The 15,568-nt window shown below is 72.9% G+C and carries 15 protein-coding genes and 1 pseudogene; 12 read left to right on the forward strand and 4 right to left on the reverse strand.

From position 1 onward, the window contains the following. Window positions 1–10: 10 nt before the first annotated feature. A complete protein-coding gene (locus tag OIM89_RS13850; RefSeq protein WP_264491308.1) occupies window positions 11–1,318 on the reverse strand; it encodes an FUSC family protein in 1,308 nt (435 codons plus the stop codon). A 162-nt stretch (window positions 1,319–1,480) separates the two neighbouring features. Here OIM89_RS13850 and OIM89_RS13855 point away from each other — a divergent pair, with 162 nt between their 5' ends. Next, window positions 1,481–2,038: a DUF1697 domain-containing protein gene (locus OIM89_RS13855; protein ID WP_047466060.1), complete on the forward strand. Its 558-nt coding sequence runs from the start codon at window positions 1,481–1,483 to the stop codon at window positions 2,036–2,038. Window positions 2,039–2,215: 177 nt separating this feature from the next. Next, a complete protein-coding gene (locus OIM89_RS13860) occupies window positions 2,216–2,347 on the forward strand; it encodes a hypothetical protein (RefSeq protein WP_264296847.1) in 132 nt (43 codons plus the stop codon). Between the two features lie 81 nt (window positions 2,348–2,428). Here OIM89_RS13860 and OIM89_RS13865 read toward each other — a convergent pair whose 3' ends face one another. Beyond that, complete coding sequence (locus OIM89_RS13865) at window positions 2,429–3,337, reverse strand: SCO6745 family protein (protein WP_264491309.1); 909 nt, start codon at window positions 3,335–3,337, stop codon at window positions 2,429–2,431. A gap of 171 nt (window positions 3,338–3,508) precedes the next feature. On the opposite strand from OIM89_RS13865, the gene OIM89_RS13870 reads away from it, so the two are divergent. From OIM89_RS13870 to OIM89_RS13890, 5 genes and pseudogenes are all read left to right on the forward strand, one after another. Beyond that, on the forward strand, window positions 3,509–4,102 hold the full coding sequence (locus OIM89_RS13870; protein ID WP_030696186.1) for a TetR/AcrR family transcriptional regulator: 594 nt from the start codon (window positions 3,509–3,511) through the stop codon (window positions 4,100–4,102). Next, a pseudogene (locus tag OIM89_RS13875) lies at window positions 4,099–4,284 on the forward strand (SDR family NAD(P)-dependent oxidoreductase); the annotation flags it as partial. The gene OIM89_RS13870 and the pseudogene OIM89_RS13875, both read left to right, overlap by 4 nt. Window positions 4,285–4,442: 158 nt before the next feature. After that, entirely contained in the window at window positions 4,443–4,976 is a 534-nt protein-coding gene (locus OIM89_RS13880) for a hypothetical protein (RefSeq protein WP_264491819.1), read from the forward strand. A 378-nt stretch (window positions 4,977–5,354) separates the two neighbouring features. Beyond that, window positions 5,355–6,914, forward strand: coding sequence for a hypothetical protein (locus OIM89_RS13885; RefSeq protein WP_264491310.1), 1,560 nt, complete (start codon window positions 5,355–5,357; stop codon window positions 6,912–6,914). A gap of 75 nt (window positions 6,915–6,989) precedes the next feature. Then, window positions 6,990–7,550, forward strand: a complete 561-nt coding sequence (locus OIM89_RS13890) for a DinB family protein (RefSeq protein WP_030696184.1) — start codon at window positions 6,990–6,992, stop codon at window positions 7,548–7,550. A gap of 33 nt (window positions 7,551–7,583) precedes the next feature. On the opposite strand, the gene gdhA is transcribed toward OIM89_RS13890, so the two are convergent. Both gdhA and OIM89_RS13900 read right to left on the reverse strand, forming a co-directional pair. Further along, window positions 7,584–8,939, reverse strand: a complete 1,356-nt coding sequence (gene gdhA, locus OIM89_RS13895; protein WP_030696183.1) for an NADP-specific glutamate dehydrogenase — start codon at window positions 8,937–8,939, stop codon at window positions 7,584–7,586. Between the two features lie 338 nt (window positions 8,940–9,277). Continuing rightward, window positions 9,278–10,441, reverse strand: a complete 1,164-nt coding sequence (locus OIM89_RS13900) for a DUF5954 family protein (protein ID WP_175458525.1) — start codon at window positions 10,439–10,441, stop codon at window positions 9,278–9,280. A 156-nt stretch (window positions 10,442–10,597) separates the two neighbouring features. Here OIM89_RS13900 and OIM89_RS13905 point away from each other — a divergent pair, with 156 nt between their 5' ends. The 5 genes from OIM89_RS13905 to pstB all read left to right on the forward strand — a co-directional run bounded on the left by OIM89_RS13905 (window position 10,598) and on the right by pstB (window position 15,437). Beyond that, window positions 10,598–11,047 carry an NUDIX hydrolase gene (locus OIM89_RS13905; protein WP_030696181.1) on the forward strand — a complete coding sequence of 150 codons (450 nt, stop codon included), beginning with the start codon at window positions 10,598–10,600 and terminating at the stop codon, window positions 11,045–11,047. Window positions 11,048–11,220: 173 nt separating this feature from the next. Beyond that, window positions 11,221–12,348: a phosphate ABC transporter substrate-binding protein PstS gene (pstS, locus tag OIM89_RS13910; RefSeq protein ID WP_047139394.1), complete on the forward strand. Its 1,128-nt coding sequence runs from the start codon at window positions 11,221–11,223 to the stop codon at window positions 12,346–12,348. A gap of 145 nt (window positions 12,349–12,493) precedes the next feature. Further along, the gene (pstC, locus tag OIM89_RS13915; RefSeq protein ID WP_030696179.1) at window positions 12,494–13,543 is read left to right on the forward strand and encodes a phosphate ABC transporter permease subunit PstC; all 1,050 of its coding nucleotides are present in this window, start codon (window positions 12,494–12,496) and stop codon (window positions 13,541–13,543) included. After that, complete coding sequence (gene pstA / locus OIM89_RS13920) at window positions 13,540–14,607, forward strand: phosphate ABC transporter permease PstA (protein WP_030696178.1); 1,068 nt, start codon at window positions 13,540–13,542, stop codon at window positions 14,605–14,607. The genes pstC and pstA overlap by 4 nt, the downstream gene beginning before the upstream one ends. A 53-nt stretch (window positions 14,608–14,660) precedes the next feature. Beyond that, window positions 14,661–15,437 carry a phosphate ABC transporter ATP-binding protein PstB gene (gene pstB / locus OIM89_RS13925; protein ID WP_030696177.1) on the forward strand — a complete coding sequence of 259 codons (777 nt, stop codon included), beginning with the start codon at window positions 14,661–14,663 and terminating at the stop codon, window positions 15,435–15,437. Window positions 15,438–15,568 lie beyond the last annotated feature (131 nt).

Here is a 15,568-nt window from a genome sequence, read left to right on the forward strand (position 1 = left end):
CGCGTGACGCTCACCCGGTCTTCTTCCTGTCCTTGCCCTTGTTCTTGCCCTTGCCCTTGTTCTTGCCCTTGCGGCGGGTCCACCCCGTGGCCTTCTGCCACACCTCGCGGGTCTTCTTGCCCGCCCAGCGCTGGGCGGGGGCCAGCCGCGGGTAGCGCTCGCGCTGGCGGCGGGCGGAGCGGTCGAGTTCCTCGGCGAGGCGCATGGAGCGTTTCTCGACGTCGAGTTCGTCGAGGACGCGGTCGATGTCGGTGAGCAGGGCGCCGTGCAGCTGCCACTGGCGGGGGTGCTCCTGGACGTGTTCGAGGAGCAGCGCGGCGACGTGTTCGCGGCTGGTGCGGGCCGCCGACAACTCGGTGAGCAGGAAGGTCTCGGCCTCGTCGGCATCCTTGCTGACCTGGGCGGTGATGAGGACGGCGAAGCTGTCGATGGCCCCGGCCATGTTGATGAAGACGTCCTGGAGGGCGGTGGCCGTCTCCTCGGGGAAGAGGGGTTCGTCGGTGCGTTCGCGGGCCAGGTCGGTGAGGGTGCGGGCCGTGACCCGCAGCACCACGGCGATGATCTCCAGGGTGTCCAGGCCGGTGCGGAGGACGACGCGGGAGAGCAGGCCCTCGCGCACGCGCGGGTTGAAGCGGAGGCTGTCCACCGCGCGGTCGAGGGACTCGTCGACCTCGGCGATGTCGTGGTTGAGGTCGCGCGCCTCGTGGAGCCGGGCGGCGGCGCGTTCCACCGGGGTGTGGCCGGCCACCTCGTCCCCGATGTCGATGAGCAGGTCCTTCATCCGCGAGGCAAGGTCCTCGATGGACTCGCTCGCCGAGGAGACCCAGACCGGCGGGACGAAGACGAAGTTGAAGAGCAGGCCGACCCCGGCGCCGACCAGCGTCTCCAGGACGCGGGAGAGGGCGAGGTCGGTGGCGTGCGAGACGCCGAGGACGAGCATGGCGGAGATCGCCACCTCGCGGACGAACTCCTCGACCCGTACGAGATGCCCCAGCGCCAGCGCCGTGATGATGAGGATGCCGAGGCTCCACCAGCTCAGCCCCACCAGCGCGCTGAACCCCACCGCGATCAGCACGCCCGCCACCACCGCGTTCACCCGTCGGATGCCGCTGGTGAGGGTGGCGAACAGGGTGACCTGGACGACGAGCAGCGCGGTCAGCGGCGCGAGCAGCGGCGGCGGTTTGTTGCCCAGCAGCCAGACCGCCGCCGCGTAGGCGAAGGTCGCGGCGGCGGCGGACCGGACCGTCTGCATGACGGTCGGGTCGTTGCGCCACCGGTTGAGTGCCGCCACGGGTCGGAAGTCGGAGAGAGGGCGCATCCCGTACGCCTTCCCGCCCGGAACCCCCGAGGTCTTCGGCCGCTCGGGTGGCGCGGGATGCGGCCAGGTGGGACGGGGGCGCGGACGGGGTAGTCACTCCGGCGGCCGGTACCCGGTACGCGGGGCGGGCGCCCTGTCGGTGCCCGTTTCTAGGCTGGCCCCATGACGACCTCCCAGCGGTACGCGGCCCTGCTGCGCGGCATCAACGTCGGCGGCCACAAGAAGGTTCCCATGGCCGAGCTGCGCACCCTGCTCACCGAACTGGGCCACGGCGACGCGCGCACCTACCTCCAGAGCGGCAACGCCGTCTTCACCAGCCCCCAGGCCGACCCGGACGCCCTCGCCACCGGGATCGCGGACGCCCTGCGCGACCGGTACGGCTTCGAGGTCGGCGTCCTCGTCCGCGACCACACCTACCTCCAGGCGGTCATCGACGCCTGCCCGTTCCCGGCCGCCGACCTGGAGCCGAAGCAGCTCCACGTCATCTACCTCTCCCGCACGGTCACCCCCGCCGACCTCACCAAGCTCGACCCCGCCGCCTTCCACCCGGAGGGCTTCCGGCCGGGCGACCGCGCCGTCTACCTCCACACCCCCGACGGCCTGGGCCGCTCCCGGCTGGCCGATCCCCTGACCCGGGCGATCCCGAAGACGGCGGGCCCGGCGACCAGCCGGAACTGGAACACGGTGGTGAAGCTGGCGGAGATGACCGCCGGAGAGTGAGCGCGGGGGGGCGCGCATGCCGACCGAACGCATCCCCTGGGGCGGCGAAAGGCGAACGCCCGGCACACCACCACCGCCCTGCTGTGCGGCTCCGCCACCCTCACCGCAGGCCAGGCCGTCGCCCTCGCCGACACCGGCGAGCGCACCGACGCGCGGGCGGCCGCCGCCTGCGTCACGGTGGTCAAGTGGTCCAGCGAGAAGTCCTGCCGCTACGTGACGGTGAGGAACGCCTGTTCCGCCAAGAAGTGCTTCACCGTCACCATCGCCCTCCGCAAGGACCCGAAATTCGCGATCGGCGCCAAGAAGTAGCAGAAGTTCCGTTACGGCGGGACCCTCGGGAACAAGGGGACCGGAATCAAGAACGTGGGGTGCTGACGCCGGGCGCACCCGTCACACCTTCCCGATCCCCAAGGTGTTGACCCCGGGCAGCAACCCCGACCCGATCGCCGCGACCCAGAACGGCTCCAGGGCCTCGGCCAGGCGCTCCCGCTCGTCCTCGGACAGCACCCGCCAAGGCGCCGCCGCCAGTTCATCGGTTCGCCGCTCCACCTGGGCGCGCAGCTCCCGCCCCGCCTCGGTGGCCAGGCCGGCCGCGTCGACCAGGCCCCGGGCGGCCAGCCGGGCGCGGGCCGCCTCCCACGCGGCGGGGGTCCAGCCGCGGCTGGCGAAGACCTCGGGCGGGGCCGCGCCGATCGCGGCGAAGGAGACCAGGGATTCGACCGGGTCGAGGCCGGACTCGCGCAGGGCGGCGAGGTGGCCGTCGCCCCGGTGCTCGCGGATCACGGTGGCCGCCTGCCACAGGGCGGCGGCGGGGTCGACGGGCCAGGGAAGCGCCGCGTTGGCCGCGCTCAGGGGGCCCGCGGGGACGGCCGCCTCGGCGACCCGGCGGGCCAGGGCGGCCGCCTCCGCGACGCCGGGGGCGTGGGCCTCGGGGCCGAGGAGGGCGGCGTACGTCCGGGTGACCGCGCGGGTGCGGGCCGCCAGGACGGCCGCCGGGGCCGCGATGCGCCAGCTCTCCGGGACGTGCCGGGCGACCACGTCCGGGCTGAAGCTGTGGAAGGCGGCGGTGGTCTCCGCCGCATCGGCGGGGCCGAGCGGGGCGGCCCGCCAGGCGAAGTAGGCGGGCCAGCGTTCGGCCGTGCCGTAGCCGAGGGCCGCCGCCTCCTCGTACGCCTCGGGGGCGTAGTAGACCACCGCGTGCAGCGGTTCCAGGAGGTGCCACATCCGCCGCGCGGCCGCCCGCTCGGCCGCCCCCGCGTCCGTACCGGTGCCGGTGCCCGTGTTCGTCCCGTCCGTCATGCCGTCCCCGCCCTTTACGTCCACGTCCGTGTCGGTCGTTGTCGCGTCGCGCCCGCCGCCGGGTCCCACCCAGCCGCGTCCGTACGCCATCTAGTCAGCGACTAGATCCGAGCCCAGCGTGCGCCTCCCCCTCCAACTTGTCAATGACTAGATCCCGCGTAGGCTGCTCCCATGTCCAGCGAGCAGGCCGAGCGCACCTACCACCACGGCGATCTGCGGCGGGCCGTCCTCGCCGCCGCCGAGGAGGTGATCAGGGCCGAGGGCCCGCAGGCGCTCTCCCTGCGCGACCTCGCCCGCCGGGCCGGGGTCTCGCACGCGGCCCCCGCCCACCACTTCAAGGACCGCACGGGCCTGCTCACCGCCTTCGCCGCCGAAGGGTGGACCCTCTTCGCGGCCGCCCTCCAGGCCGCCCCCGACCTGCGCGAACGCGGGGTGGCCTACGTCCGGTTCGCCCGCGAGCACCCGGCCCACTTCCAGGTCATGTTCCAGCCCGCCCTGCTCCGCACCGAGGACCCCGCCCTGCGCGCCGCCACCGCCGCGGCCGGCGAGGCGCTGCGCGCGGGCGTCGCCGGAGCGCCGGGGGCCGATGCGACGCGGCCCCGCCTCGCCGGGGTCGCGGCCTGGTCGCTGGCGCACGGCTTCGCCTCCCTCCTGCTCAGCGACAACCTCGACGAGGCGCTGGAGGGCCGGGCCCCCGAGGAAGCCTTCCGCGAGATCGCGGGTCTGCTGTTCGGGCGGGAGGGCGGACGCACCGTGGAGCCATGACGACGCACATCGCCCTGTTCACCGGTACCCACAAGGGAATTGGGCTGGAGACGGCACGTCAGCTCGGCGCGCGCGGGACGACCGTCCTCCTCGGCGCGCGGGACGAGCGGCGCGGCGGCGACGCCGAAGCGCTGCTCCGGCAGGAGGGCGCCGACGCCCGGTTCGTGCCGCTGGACGTGACCGGGGAGGGGTCCGCCCGGTCCGCCGCGCCCCCGTTGGGAGGAATGACCGACAACCAGTCATATGACCTGTTCTTCTGGGTGCGCCCGATCGGCGGGCCACCGAGAGACGACCGGCCCGGCCGCTGCGGACCCGGGCCCGAGGGAACGGGCGAACCCAGATGGCACCACCCCACCGGCGACGGGCAGCCGTGGCCGTACGCGCCTTCGTCGCGCTCACCGCTCTGCTCTGCGCCACCGGCCTCGCGCCCGCGCCGGCCACCGCCCCCGTGGCGGTCGCCGAGGTCCCCGCGCCGACGCCCACCACCTCCGTCGTGACCGTGCGCACCGGCGGCGACCGGACCGCCGACGCCGTAGTCGGTCCGCTCGCCGGCGTCACCCTCGGCCTCTTCACCGACGAGGCGGCCACCGACCCCGTCGACCCCGACTGGGGCGTCTGCGTCTCCGACGCCGAGGGCGACTGCTCGTTCACCGTCCCCGGCACCGGCCCGGGCGGCCCCCACGAGGGCGCCGTCTACACCGTCCGCCAGATCGCGGCCCCGTCCGGCTGGTACACCAACCCCGAGCTGCGCACCGGTCCGGGCAGCGGCTCCGGCTCGCTCTCGCCCGCGTACGCCTTCCCCACGCCGGAGCTGGAGGGCGGGCAGACGTACTCCTCCACCAGCGACTTCATGTACAGCACGGAGTACCGGTAGTCCCCCTTCACCGCCTCCACCGGGATCTGGCAGCAGTCCAGGAACAACCCGCCGCTGAACGGCGCCTGCGGGATCGACGTCGCCCTCGTCCTGGACCTCTCCGCCTCCGTCGGCAGCGCGCTGCCCCAGCTCAAGGCCGCTGCCGACCAGTTCACGGACACGCTCGCCGGGACCCCCTCGCGGCTCTCCCTCTTCTCCTTCGACCGGAACTCCCCCAGCACCGGTACCGAGAACCACCCCGAGCCCACCTCCGTCTCCACCCAGGCGGGAGCGGAGGCCTTCAAGAGCCTGTACGCCGACTGGGAACTGGGCTCCGGCACCAACTGGGACCAGGGGCTGTACGCGGTCGCCAAGGCCCCGACCCGGTACGACCTGACCGTGGTGCTGACCGACGGCAACCCGACCCGGTTCAGCAAGCCCATCGAGGGTGACGGCTCGCGGACCCACTTCGCCGACACCGAGGGCGGCATCTTCGCCGCCAACGCGGTGAAGGCCGAGGGCACCCGGGTGGTCGCGGTCGGCGTCGGCCGGGGCGTCGAGGGCGTCTCCGGGCTCAACCTGCGCGCCATCTCCGGCCCGGAACCCTTCACGGGCGACAACCCGGAGACCGCCGACTACTACCAGACCACCGACTTCTCCGCCGCCGGCGCCGCCCTCAACCAACTGGCCCTCAGCCACTGCGCGGGCACGCTCTCCGTGATCAAGCAGATCGTTCCGGAGTCCAACACCGGGGAGGACGTGTCCGGTTCCCGGAACGCCGGCCCCGGCTGGGAGTTCACCGCCTCCTCCACCGAGCCGCTGGGCGGGCTCCCCGACACCCGCACCACCGACGACGACGGCACCGGCGGCGTCACCTTCGAGCCGGAGTTCCCGCCCACCACCGGCGAGGCCCCCGTCACCGTCGCGGAGACCCAGCAGCCCGCCCACACCCTGGTCACCCAGGGAGGCGCCAACGCGGTCTGCGTCAACCTCGACGACGGCACCCCGGTCCCCGTCACCAACTCCGGACCCACCGGCTTCACCGTGGACCTGGCCCGCCAGGGCGGCGTCTCCTGCACCGTCTACAACCGCCCCGACCAGGACGAACTGGTCGACCTGACCGTCGACAAGCGCTGGACCATCGACGGCACCTCCTACGCCGAAGGCGACCAGCCCGACGGCTACGAGGCCACCCTCACCCTCACCGGCCCCGACGGCGCCGCCGCCGCCCCGCAGCCCTGGGGCACGCCCCGCAGCGGCTACGCCCCGGGCGACACCGCCACCGTCGACGAGGAGACCACCCTCCCCGACCGCTGCGAACTCACCGACAGCCAGGTCACCGAGGCCAACGGCGACCCCGCCACCGGTGACCTCCCCTTCCACGCCACCCTCGACCGCGAACACACCCACCTCACCGTCACCAACACCGTGACCTGCGACGAGGAGGACTCCGCCCGCCTGCGGCTGGTCAAGAAGGTCGTCAACCGGCACGGCGGCACCGCCACCCCGCCCGACTGGCAACTGACCGCCACCGGCCCCGACCAGCTCGGCGGCCCGGGCGGCGCCGAGGGCGAGGTCGCACCCGGGACGTACCAGCTCGCCGAGAGCGACGGGCCCGAGGGCTACGACGCCTCCGGCTGGAGCTGCGTCGGCGCGAGCGGGCCGCTCCCGGTCACCGACGAGGACGAAGTGACCCTGGCCGCAGGGGAGTCAGCCACCTGCACCATCACCAACACCGACCGCGAGGGCCCCGGCCCGTCCCCCTCACCGACGCCCACCCCGACCCCCGGCCCGACACACAGCCCGGGCCCCGGCGGTGAACTGCCCGACACCGGCGGCCCCGGCGCCACCGAGCTGCTCGCGCTGGCCGTCGGCCTGACGGCGGCGGGCGCCCTGGCCGCCCTCGTCACCGGAGCGCGCCGCCGCTTCCGCGACCGCAACGGCCCGGCCACCGGCTGATCCCCGCGCCCCCGCGCACGGGGCCGCCACCGGAACTCGGTGGCGGCCCCGCCGCGTGCGCCCCACCATGACCACATGACCGAAGAATCCGCACGCTGGACCCGCGCGACCGTCTTCCCCGACATGTGGGTCGACCCCGCCGACGATCCGCGCGACACCGAAGGCCCGGGCCCCGAAGGCGAGTTGGCCACACTCCAGGACTTCCTGACCGCCTACCGCCACACCCTGCGCATGAAGTGCGAGGGCCTCGACGCCGAACAGCTGGCCCGCCGCTCGGTCCCGCCGTCCACCATGTCCCTGCTCGGCCTGGTCCGCCACCTCGCCGAGGTCGAACGCGACTGGCGCAACTGGCTCGGCGAGGGCGACCCCGCCCCCAAGCTCTACGGCGAGCGCGACGCCGACTTCCACGGCGCCGTCGCCGACCCGGCCCAGGTCGAGGCCGCCTTCAGCGACCTGGCACGCGAACAGACGGCCACCGACACCGCCCTGTCCGCCTACCCGGACCTCTCCACCCGGGTCGGCACGGACAACATCGCCATCCGCGAACTGCTGGTCCACCGCATCGACGAGTACGCCCGCCACTGCGGCCACGCCGACCTGCTCCGGGAGTGCGTGGACGGGCGGGTGGGGCAGTAGGGGGCGTACTCGGCCGGGGCGTGCCCGGGGTGGCTAGATGACCCCCTGCTGCACCATCGCGTCCGCCACCCGCTCGAAGCCGGCGATGTTGGCGCCGGTGACGTAGTCGCCGGGGGCGCCGTAGCGGTCGGCGGTCTCGTGGCAGGTGTCGTGGATGGCGGTCATGATGGCGGCGAGTTCGTCCTCGACGCGGGTGGCGGGCCAGGTGGTGCGGGCGTGGTTCTGGCTCATCTCCAGGGCGCTGACCGCGACGCCGCCGGCGTTGGCGGCCTTGCCGGGGCCGAAGGCGACGCCGGCCTGCTGGAGGAGGTGGACGGCCTCCGGGGTGGTGGGCATGTTGGCGCCCTCGGAGACGGCCTTGACGCCGTTGCGGATCAGGGTGGTGGCGTCGGCCTCGGTCAGTTCGTTCTGGGTGGCGGAGGGGAGGGCGACGTCGGCGGGGACGTCCCAGACGCTGCCACCGGCGACGAAGCGGGCCGAGGCGCCGCGCCGCTCGGCGTAGTCGGCGACGCGGCCGCGCTCGACCTCCTTGATCTGCTGGAGGAGTTCGAGGTCGATGCCCTTCTCGTCCACCACGTAGCCGCTGGAGTCGGAGCAGGTGAGGGCGTTGGCGCCGAGGGCGGTCAGCTTCTCGATGGTGTACTGGGCGACGTTGCCGGAGCCGGAGACGACGGCGGTCTGGCCCTCCAGGTCCTCGCCGCGCTCGCGGAGCATGGCGGCGGTGAACAGGACGTTGCCGTACCCGGTGGCCTCGGGCCGGATCGCGGAGCCGCCCCAGAGCGGGCCCTTGCCGGTGAGGACGCCGGCCTCCCAGCGGTTGGTGATGCGGCGGTACTGGCCGAAGAGGTAGCCGATCTCGCGGCCGCCGACGCCGATGTCCCCGGCGGGCACGTCGGTGTGCTCGCCGATGTGGCGCGCCAGCTCGGTCATGAAGGACTGGCAGAACCGCATCACCTCGGCGTCGGAGCGGCCGTGCGGGTCGAAGTCGCTGCCGCCCTTGCCGCCGCCGATGCCGAGCCCGGTCAGCGCGTTCTTGAAGATCTGCTCGAAGCCGAGGAACTTCACGATGCCGAGGTTGACCGAGGGGTGGAAGCGCAGTCCGCCCTTGTACGGGCCGAGCGCGCTGTTGAACTCGATCCGGAACCCCCGGTTGACGTGGACGCGCCCCCGGTCGTCCTGCCACGGCACCCGGAAGATGATCTGCCGCTCGGGCTCGACCAGCCGCTCGACCAGCCCGGGCTCGGCGTACTCGGGCCGGGCCGCCAGCACCGGGGCAAGGCTCTCCAGCACCTCCCGGACGGCCTGGTGGAACTCCGGCTCGGCCGGATTGCGGCGCTCGGTCTCGGCGAGGAGCTGGGCGAGCTGGTCCTTGGTGTCGTTACGGGTCACCGGGGGTCCCTTCTGGCGCGGGGGCCGGTCGCGGGGACCGGGCCAAGGTCGCCGGGCGCAGGGGGCAGGCGCCGCCTCGTCCGGGCAGGCGCGCGCACCGGTACGCCCGGTGGGGTGCGCTCGGCGCCGTTGCCTCGCACAGTGCTGGGGTCCCGACCGGAGGAACGGGACCCACTTCGACCCTAAGTGTTACGGGTGGGTTAACAACCTGACCAGACCACCCCCGCTTTTGACCACCTTCTGAGACGCGTACCCGCACATTTCCTTCATTTCACCCCAGGTGGTGACGCTGGGTAGCCCCTGGGCACGCCGCCGGGGCGGACACCGGGCAGTTCCGCTCACACCCGGTCCGCCTGGCTCCCGTCGGCCTCCACGCCCTCGTCCGCCCCGGCCCCCTCGTTCTCGTCCTCGTCCTCGTCCTCCCACTCGTGGTGGATCACCCCGTCCTCGTCCAGGCGCGGCCTGATCTGGCAGGGCTCCTGGACGTCGACGTCGGAGGGGCGGGGGCCCTCGGGGCCGTCCGGGCCCCAGCGGACCAGGCGGCGGGCGCGGGCGACGCGGTGGAGGGTGCCGAGGACCTCGACCTCGTTGAGGCATTCGGCCTGGACGCGGTCGGCGGCGTCGGCGTACGCCTCCAGGACCGCGGCCACCTCCGGGGTGGCGGCGGCCACGCAGCTGCGGGCGTCGTCCTGGCGGTTGCCGAAGTCCCAGGCGATGTAGCCCTTCTCGCGGGGCTCGAACCAGCTGAGGCTGAAGACCAGGGACTTGCGGGCCCAGTAGGGGGCGGCGTGCAGGGAGCCGCCGAGCTGCCAGGTGAAGCCGTTGCGCTGCACCAGCCGGAAGGTGACGGGCAGGATCAGCACGTCGGGGTGGGTGGCGACGGCCCGGCGGGCGTCCTCGCGGAAGTCGTCGGGGAAGGTGGCGGCGGTCTGGACGAGGCCGGTCATCAGGAGGCGTTCGGTGGCCTGGCTGGGGGTGAGGGGCGCGTCGGGGTCGAGGACCACGTCCTCGTCGAGCCGGCCTTCGCTCAGGGACTCCTCCCCGTCCTGGACGACCGGCTCGGGGTCGGTGGGGCGGGGCGTCTCGATGCCGTCCGGGCCTACGGCGGCGTACTCGTCGGCCCGTACGACGCGGAAACGGGTGCCCAGCACCGTCAGCTCGTCCAGGCGCTCGCGCTCCAGCCGGGCGATCCACGGGAGCAGGGCGCGCCGCTCCTCACGGGTGGCGGACTCCTCGTACGCCCGCAGCCAGAGCAGGTCCATGAGGGCGTCCCTGGCCTGCTGCGGGCAGCCCTCCTTGAGGGCAGAGACCACGCGCCAGCGGGAGTCCTCGCCGTCGAGTTCCTGCGCGGCCACGCCGAAGAGGGGTCCGCGGACCAGTGCCGTGTCGACGTCGAGGGGGGCGTCGCAGGCGTCCGCCTCCGTGACCGCCTCCACCGGGTCCTCCGGTGCCCGCACCACGATCCTGCGCGGGCCGGGCCACGTCTGCCTTCCGTCATTCATGCCCACATCCTGCCGATCCGGGCGGGCTCGCGGCCGGGTTTCCCGTATTCCTCCCTCCCACGCCCCCTCCCCCATCCAGCCCAGCCACCGCGCCTGTTCCCCGCCCCAGCGGCCCGGGTGTCCGGCGGCCCCGCCCCGCCTCGGCACACTGGTGCCATGTCCGATGCCAAGCCCGTCCCGATCCAGGCCGCCGGCTGCGTGCTGTGGCGGCGCGCGCCCGACCCGGACGGACACCCCCTGACCGTCTGCCTGGTCCACCGCCCCAAGTACGGCGACTGGTCGCACCCCAAGGGGAAGCTGGAGCCCGGCGAGGACCCGCTGACCGCCGCCGTCCGCGAGGTCCGCGAGGAGACCGGGCAGGACTGCCTGCCGGGCGCGCCCCTGCCGACGCTCCACTACGAGGTCGGCGGGCGCCCCAAGGTGGTGCGGTACTGGGCCGCCGAGGCGACCGGAGGAACGTTCACGCCGAACCACGAGATCGCTGAGGTGCGCTGGGTGGAGCCGGAGGAGGCCCTGCGCCTGCTCGACCAGCCCCGCGACCGCGGCCTGGTCGCCGAACTGCTGCGGCTCCTCGGCCCGCCGGACCCCGCCGGACCGCTCACCTGAGCGTCATCCGGCCCGGCGCCCCGGAGGCCGGGGGAACCAGCCCGACAGGGGAGGTTCACCCCCAGTTCACTTCGGCCAGCAGACGGCGTCACCTGATCTGCCTAATTTCGGCCTTACGCGAGCGAGCCGCGAGCACCGCGGACTCGGACGGTTTCTGGAAGGAATCCCCGACAGTGAAGCTTCAGCGCAAGAACAGGGCGCGCGCCCTGACCCTCGGTGCACTCGCCCTGTCCGGCGCCCTGGCGCTGACGGCCTGCGGCTCGGACGAGACGGGCGACACCACCGGCGGCGGCAACGAGGCCAGCGCCACGGCCGCCGACGTCGAGTGCGGCAAGGGCGGCCAGCTCCTCGCCTCCGGCTCCAGCGCGCAGAAGAACGCGATGGACGTCTGGATCAAGAACTACCGCGCCGCCTGCCCGGACACCCAGATCAACTACAAGCCCGACGGCTCCGGTGCCGGCGTCACCGCCTTCCTCCAGGGCCAGACCGCCTTCGCGGGCTCGGACTCGGCGCTCAAGCCCGAGGAGATCGAGAAGTCCGCCGAGGTCTGCAAGGACAGCCAGGCCATCGACCTGCCGATGCTCGGCGGCCCGATCGCGATCGGCTACAACGTCCCCGGCGTCGACAAGCTGAACCTGGACGCGGCCACCCTCGCGGACATCTTCAACGACAAGATCTCCACCTGGGACGACGAGGCGATCAAGAAGCTCAACCCGGACGCCGAGCTGCCCGACACCAAGATCCAGGCGTTCCACCGCTCCGACGAGTCGGGCACCACCGACAACTTCACCAAGTACCTCAAGGCCGCCGCGCCCAAGAGCTGGCCGTACGAGCCGGGCAAGGCGTGGGAGGCCAAGGGCGGCCAGTCCGCGCAGGGCTCCTCCGGCGTCGCCCAGCAGGTGAAGCAGACCGCCGGCGCCATCTCGTACTTCGAGCTCTCCTACGCCACCGACGGCATCAAGACCGTCGACCTGGACACCGGCGCCGGCACCCCGGTCGAGGCCACCGTCGACAACGCCTCGAAGGCCATCTCCGAGGCGAAGATCGTCGGCCAGGGCAACGACCTCGCCCTGGAGCTGGCGTACGACACCAAGGCCGAGGGCGCCTACCCGATCACCCTGGTGACGTACGAGATCGCCTGCGAGAAGGGCAACAAGGCCGAGACCCTCGACGCCACCAAGTCCTTCCTCGGCTACATCGCCAGCGAGGACGGCCAGGGCCTCCTGGAGAAGGACGGCTACGCGCCGCTGCCCGCCGAGATCGCCGAGAAGGTCCGCACCACCATCGCCGACCTGGGCTGACGCCCACCGAGGGCCGGGCGCCCCTGACAGCGCGCCCGGCCCTTTCCCGACCGACCCCCATCCGCTCGATTCCGGTGCACCGCCGCCACCAGGGCACGGAAGCTGGCCACCGCCGGCCCCCCGCGCCCGCAGACCGGAGAAATAGATGGACATGTCCATACACACCCCACCGGGAACAGGGGCCCCGCACGACCAGGGCTCCGGCGCCCGGCCCGCCCCCGAAGGCGGGACGCCGCCCCAGCAGGACGGCGCCCCCGCGCCCCGCCGGACCGTCACCCACCTCGGCGACCGGGTCTTCCGCGGCCTCTCCCGGGGCTCCGGCATCACCCTGCTGGTGATCATGGCGGCCATCGCCGTCTTCCTGACCTACCGCGCGGTCGGCGTCCTCACCGTCAACGAGGGGAACTTCCTCACCTCGTTCCAGTGGAACGCCAACGACAACCCGCCGGACTTCGGCATCGCCGTGCTGGTCTACGGCACGATCATCAGCTCGATCATCGCGATGGTCATCGCCGTGCCGATCGCGGTGGGCATCGCCCTGTTCATCTCGCACTACGCGCCCCGGCGCCTGGCGACCCCGCTCGCCTACGTCATCGACCTGCTGGCCGCGGTCCCCTCGATCGTCTACGGCCTGTGGGGCGCCCTCGTCCTCGTCCCGCACCTCGGCGGGCTCTACGAGTGGTTCGACGACTTCTTCGGCTGGACCGGCGTCCTGTCCTACCAGGGCGGCGCGGCCCGCTCCCTGTTCACCGTCGGCATCCTGCTGGCGATCATGATCCTGCCGATCGTCACCAACGTCAGCCGCGAGGTCTTCCTCCAGGTGCCCAAGATGCACGAGGAGGCGGCGCTCGCGCTCGGCGCCACCCGGTGGGAGGTCATCCGCATGTCGGTGCTGCCCTTCGGCCGCTCCGGCATCATCTCCGCCTCCATGCTGGGCCTGGGCCGCGCGCTCGGCGAGACCATGGCCGTCGCCACGGTCCTCTCCCCGAGCTTCACGATCATCGTCAGCCTGCTCGACCCGGGCGGCGGCACCTTCGCCCAGAACATCGCCAGCAAGTTCAGCGAGGCCAGCGAGCAGGGCCGGGACGCGCTCATCGCCTCCGGCCTGGTCCTCTTCGTCATCACCCTGCTGGTCAACGGCGGCGCCCGGGCGATCATCGCCCGCCGCAAGGAGTACTCGGGGGCCAACGCATGAGCACCGCGACCACCACCCCTACCGCCGGCGGCCCCGCCCCCCGGCTCAGCTCCGCGCGGCTGCCGCGCTGGACGCCCTGGGTCGTCGCCCTCGGCTCCGTCGCCGCCGGCTGCGCGGCCGGGCTCGCCGCCGGGCTGAGCAGCAAGGTCCAGTGGGGCCTCATCGCCGGCCTGCTGTTCGTCGCCGCCAACTTCGCCCTGACCGCCCGCGTCGAGGGCCGCCGCCAGGCGCGCGACCGCCTCGCGACCAGCCTGGTCTGGGCCTCCTTCGTGCTCGCCCTGATCCCGCTGCTCTCCCTGCTGTGGGTCACCCTCGAACGGGGCGTCAAGGTCCTCGACGGGTACTTCCTCAGCCACTCGATGGGCGTGATCGGCGACGCCGAGACCGGCGGCGGCATCTACCACGCGATCGTCGGCACCCTGGAGCAGGTCGGCCTCGCCACCCTGATGGCGGTCCCGATCGGTCTGCTCACCGCGGTCTACCTGGTCGAGTACGGCACCGGGAAGCTCGCCAAGGCCGTCACGTTCTTCGTGGACGTCATGACCGGCATCCCCTCGATCGTCGCGGGCCTGTTCATCTTCAGCTCCTGGATCATGATCCTCGGCTTCCAGCCGTCCGGCTTCGCCGGTGCGCTGGCGCTGGCCATCCTGATGATGCCGGTGGTGGTCCGCTCCACCGAGGAGATGCTGAAGCTGGTCCCCAACGAGCTGCGCGAAGCCTCGCTGGCCCTGGGCGTCCCCAAGTGGCGCACCATCCTCAAGGTGGTGCTGCCCACCTCGGTCGGCGGCATCACCACCGGCGTCATGCTCGCCGTGGCCCGCGTCGCCGGCGAGACCGCCCCGGTGCTCCTGCTGGTGTGGGGCAACCCCCTCATCAACATGAACCCCTTCGAACAGGGCCAGTCCTCCCTGCCGCTCTACGTGTACCAGCAGTACGCGGCGGGCCAGACGGCCTCGATCGACCGCGCCTGGGCAGCGGCCCTCGTCCTGATCGCCTTCGTCATGGTCCTGAACCTGGCGGCCCGCGGCATCGCCCGCTGGAAGGCCCCGAAGACCGGCCGCTAACGGCCACGACAACCGGCTCCGTCCGCGGGGCCACGCGGAAAGTGTGAGTACAGATGGCCAAGCGAATCGACGTCAGCGGCCTGACCGCCTACTACGGCACCCACAAGGCCATCGAGGACATCTCGATGACCGTGGAGCCCCGCTCCGTGACCGCCTTCATCGGCCCGTCCGGCTGCGGCAAGTCCACCTACCTGCGCACCCTCAACCGCATGCACGAGGTCACCCCCGGGGGCCGCGTCGAGGGCAAGGTCATGCTGGACGACGAGGACCTGTACGGCTCCTCCGTCGACCCGGTCGCGGTCCGCCGCACCATCGGCATGGTCTTCCAGCGCCCCAACCCCTTCCCCACCATGTCGATCTTCGACAACGTGGCGGCCGGGCTGCGCCTCAACGGCAAGACCAAGAAGGCCGACCTCTCCGACGTGGTCGAGAAGTCCCTGCGCGGCGCCAACCTGTGGAACGAGGTCAAGGACCGGCTGAACAAGCCCGGCTCCGGCCTCTCCGGCGGCCAGCAGCAGCGGCTGTGCATCGCCCGCGCCATCGCGGTCGAGCCGCAGGTCCTGCTGATGGACGAACCCTGCTCGGCGCTCGACCCGATCTCCACCCTCGCCATCGAGGACCTGATCGGGGAGCTGAAGGAGCGGTTCACCATCGTCATCGTCACCCACAACATGCAGCAGGCGGCCCGCGTCTCCGACCGCACCGCCTTCTTCAACCTGGAGGGTGTCGGCCGCCCCGGCAAGCTCGTCGAGATGGACGAGACCGAGCGGATCTTCTCCAACCCGTCCGTCCAGGACACCGAGGACTACATCTCCGGCCGCTTCGGCTGACCCGGACACCCCCCCAGCCTCCCGCGGTGCTGCATGGCGGTGCCACCGCGGGGACCCGCCCGCTCCACCAGGGGCGGGGGTACGCGAACGGGCCCGCGCCCCTCTCCCAGGGGTGCGGGCCCGTTCGCGTA

Origin of the sequence: Streptomyces sp. BI87 (assembly GCF_025957665.1) — a bacterium.
Taxonomy (GTDB): domain Bacteria; phylum Actinomycetota; class Actinomycetes; order Streptomycetales; family Streptomycetaceae; genus Streptomyces; species Streptomyces albidoflavus.

What these genes read in the sequence shown, in the direction of transcription:
- OIM89_RS13870 (WP_030696186.1), top strand. Translation starts at nt 3,509, where the DNA reads ATGTCCAGCGAGCAGGCCGAGCGCACCTACCACCACGGCGATCTGCGG.
- pstC (WP_030696179.1), top strand. Translation starts at nt 12,494, where the DNA reads ATGGACATGTCCATACACACCCCACCGGGAACAGGGGCCCCGCACGAC.
- pstA (WP_030696178.1), top strand. Translation starts at nt 13,540, where the DNA reads ATGAGCACCGCGACCACCACCCCTACCGCCGGCGGCCCCGCCCCCCGG.
- OIM89_RS13850 (WP_264491308.1), bottom strand. Translation starts at nt 1,318, where the DNA reads ATGCGCCCTCTCTCCGACTTCCGACCCGTGGCGGCACTCAACCGGTGG.
- OIM89_RS13890 (WP_030696184.1), top strand. Translation starts at nt 6,990, where the DNA reads ATGACCGAAGAATCCGCACGCTGGACCCGCGCGACCGTCTTCCCCGAC.
- OIM89_RS13880 (WP_264491819.1), top strand. Translation starts at nt 4,443, where the DNA reads ATGGCACCACCCCACCGGCGACGGGCAGCCGTGGCCGTACGCGCCTTC.
- OIM89_RS13855 (WP_047466060.1), top strand. Translation starts at nt 1,481, where the DNA reads ATGACGACCTCCCAGCGGTACGCGGCCCTGCTGCGCGGCATCAACGTC.
- OIM89_RS13905 (WP_030696181.1), top strand. Translation starts at nt 10,598, where the DNA reads ATGTCCGATGCCAAGCCCGTCCCGATCCAGGCCGCCGGCTGCGTGCTG.
- pstB (WP_030696177.1), top strand. Translation starts at nt 14,661, where the DNA reads ATGGCCAAGCGAATCGACGTCAGCGGCCTGACCGCCTACTACGGCACC.
- OIM89_RS13865 (WP_264491309.1), bottom strand. Translation starts at nt 3,337, where the DNA reads ATGACGGACGGGACGAACACGGGCACCGGCACCGGTACGGACGCGGGG.
- OIM89_RS13900 (WP_175458525.1), bottom strand. Translation starts at nt 10,441, where the DNA reads ATGAATGACGGAAGGCAGACGTGGCCCGGCCCGCGCAGGATCGTGGTG.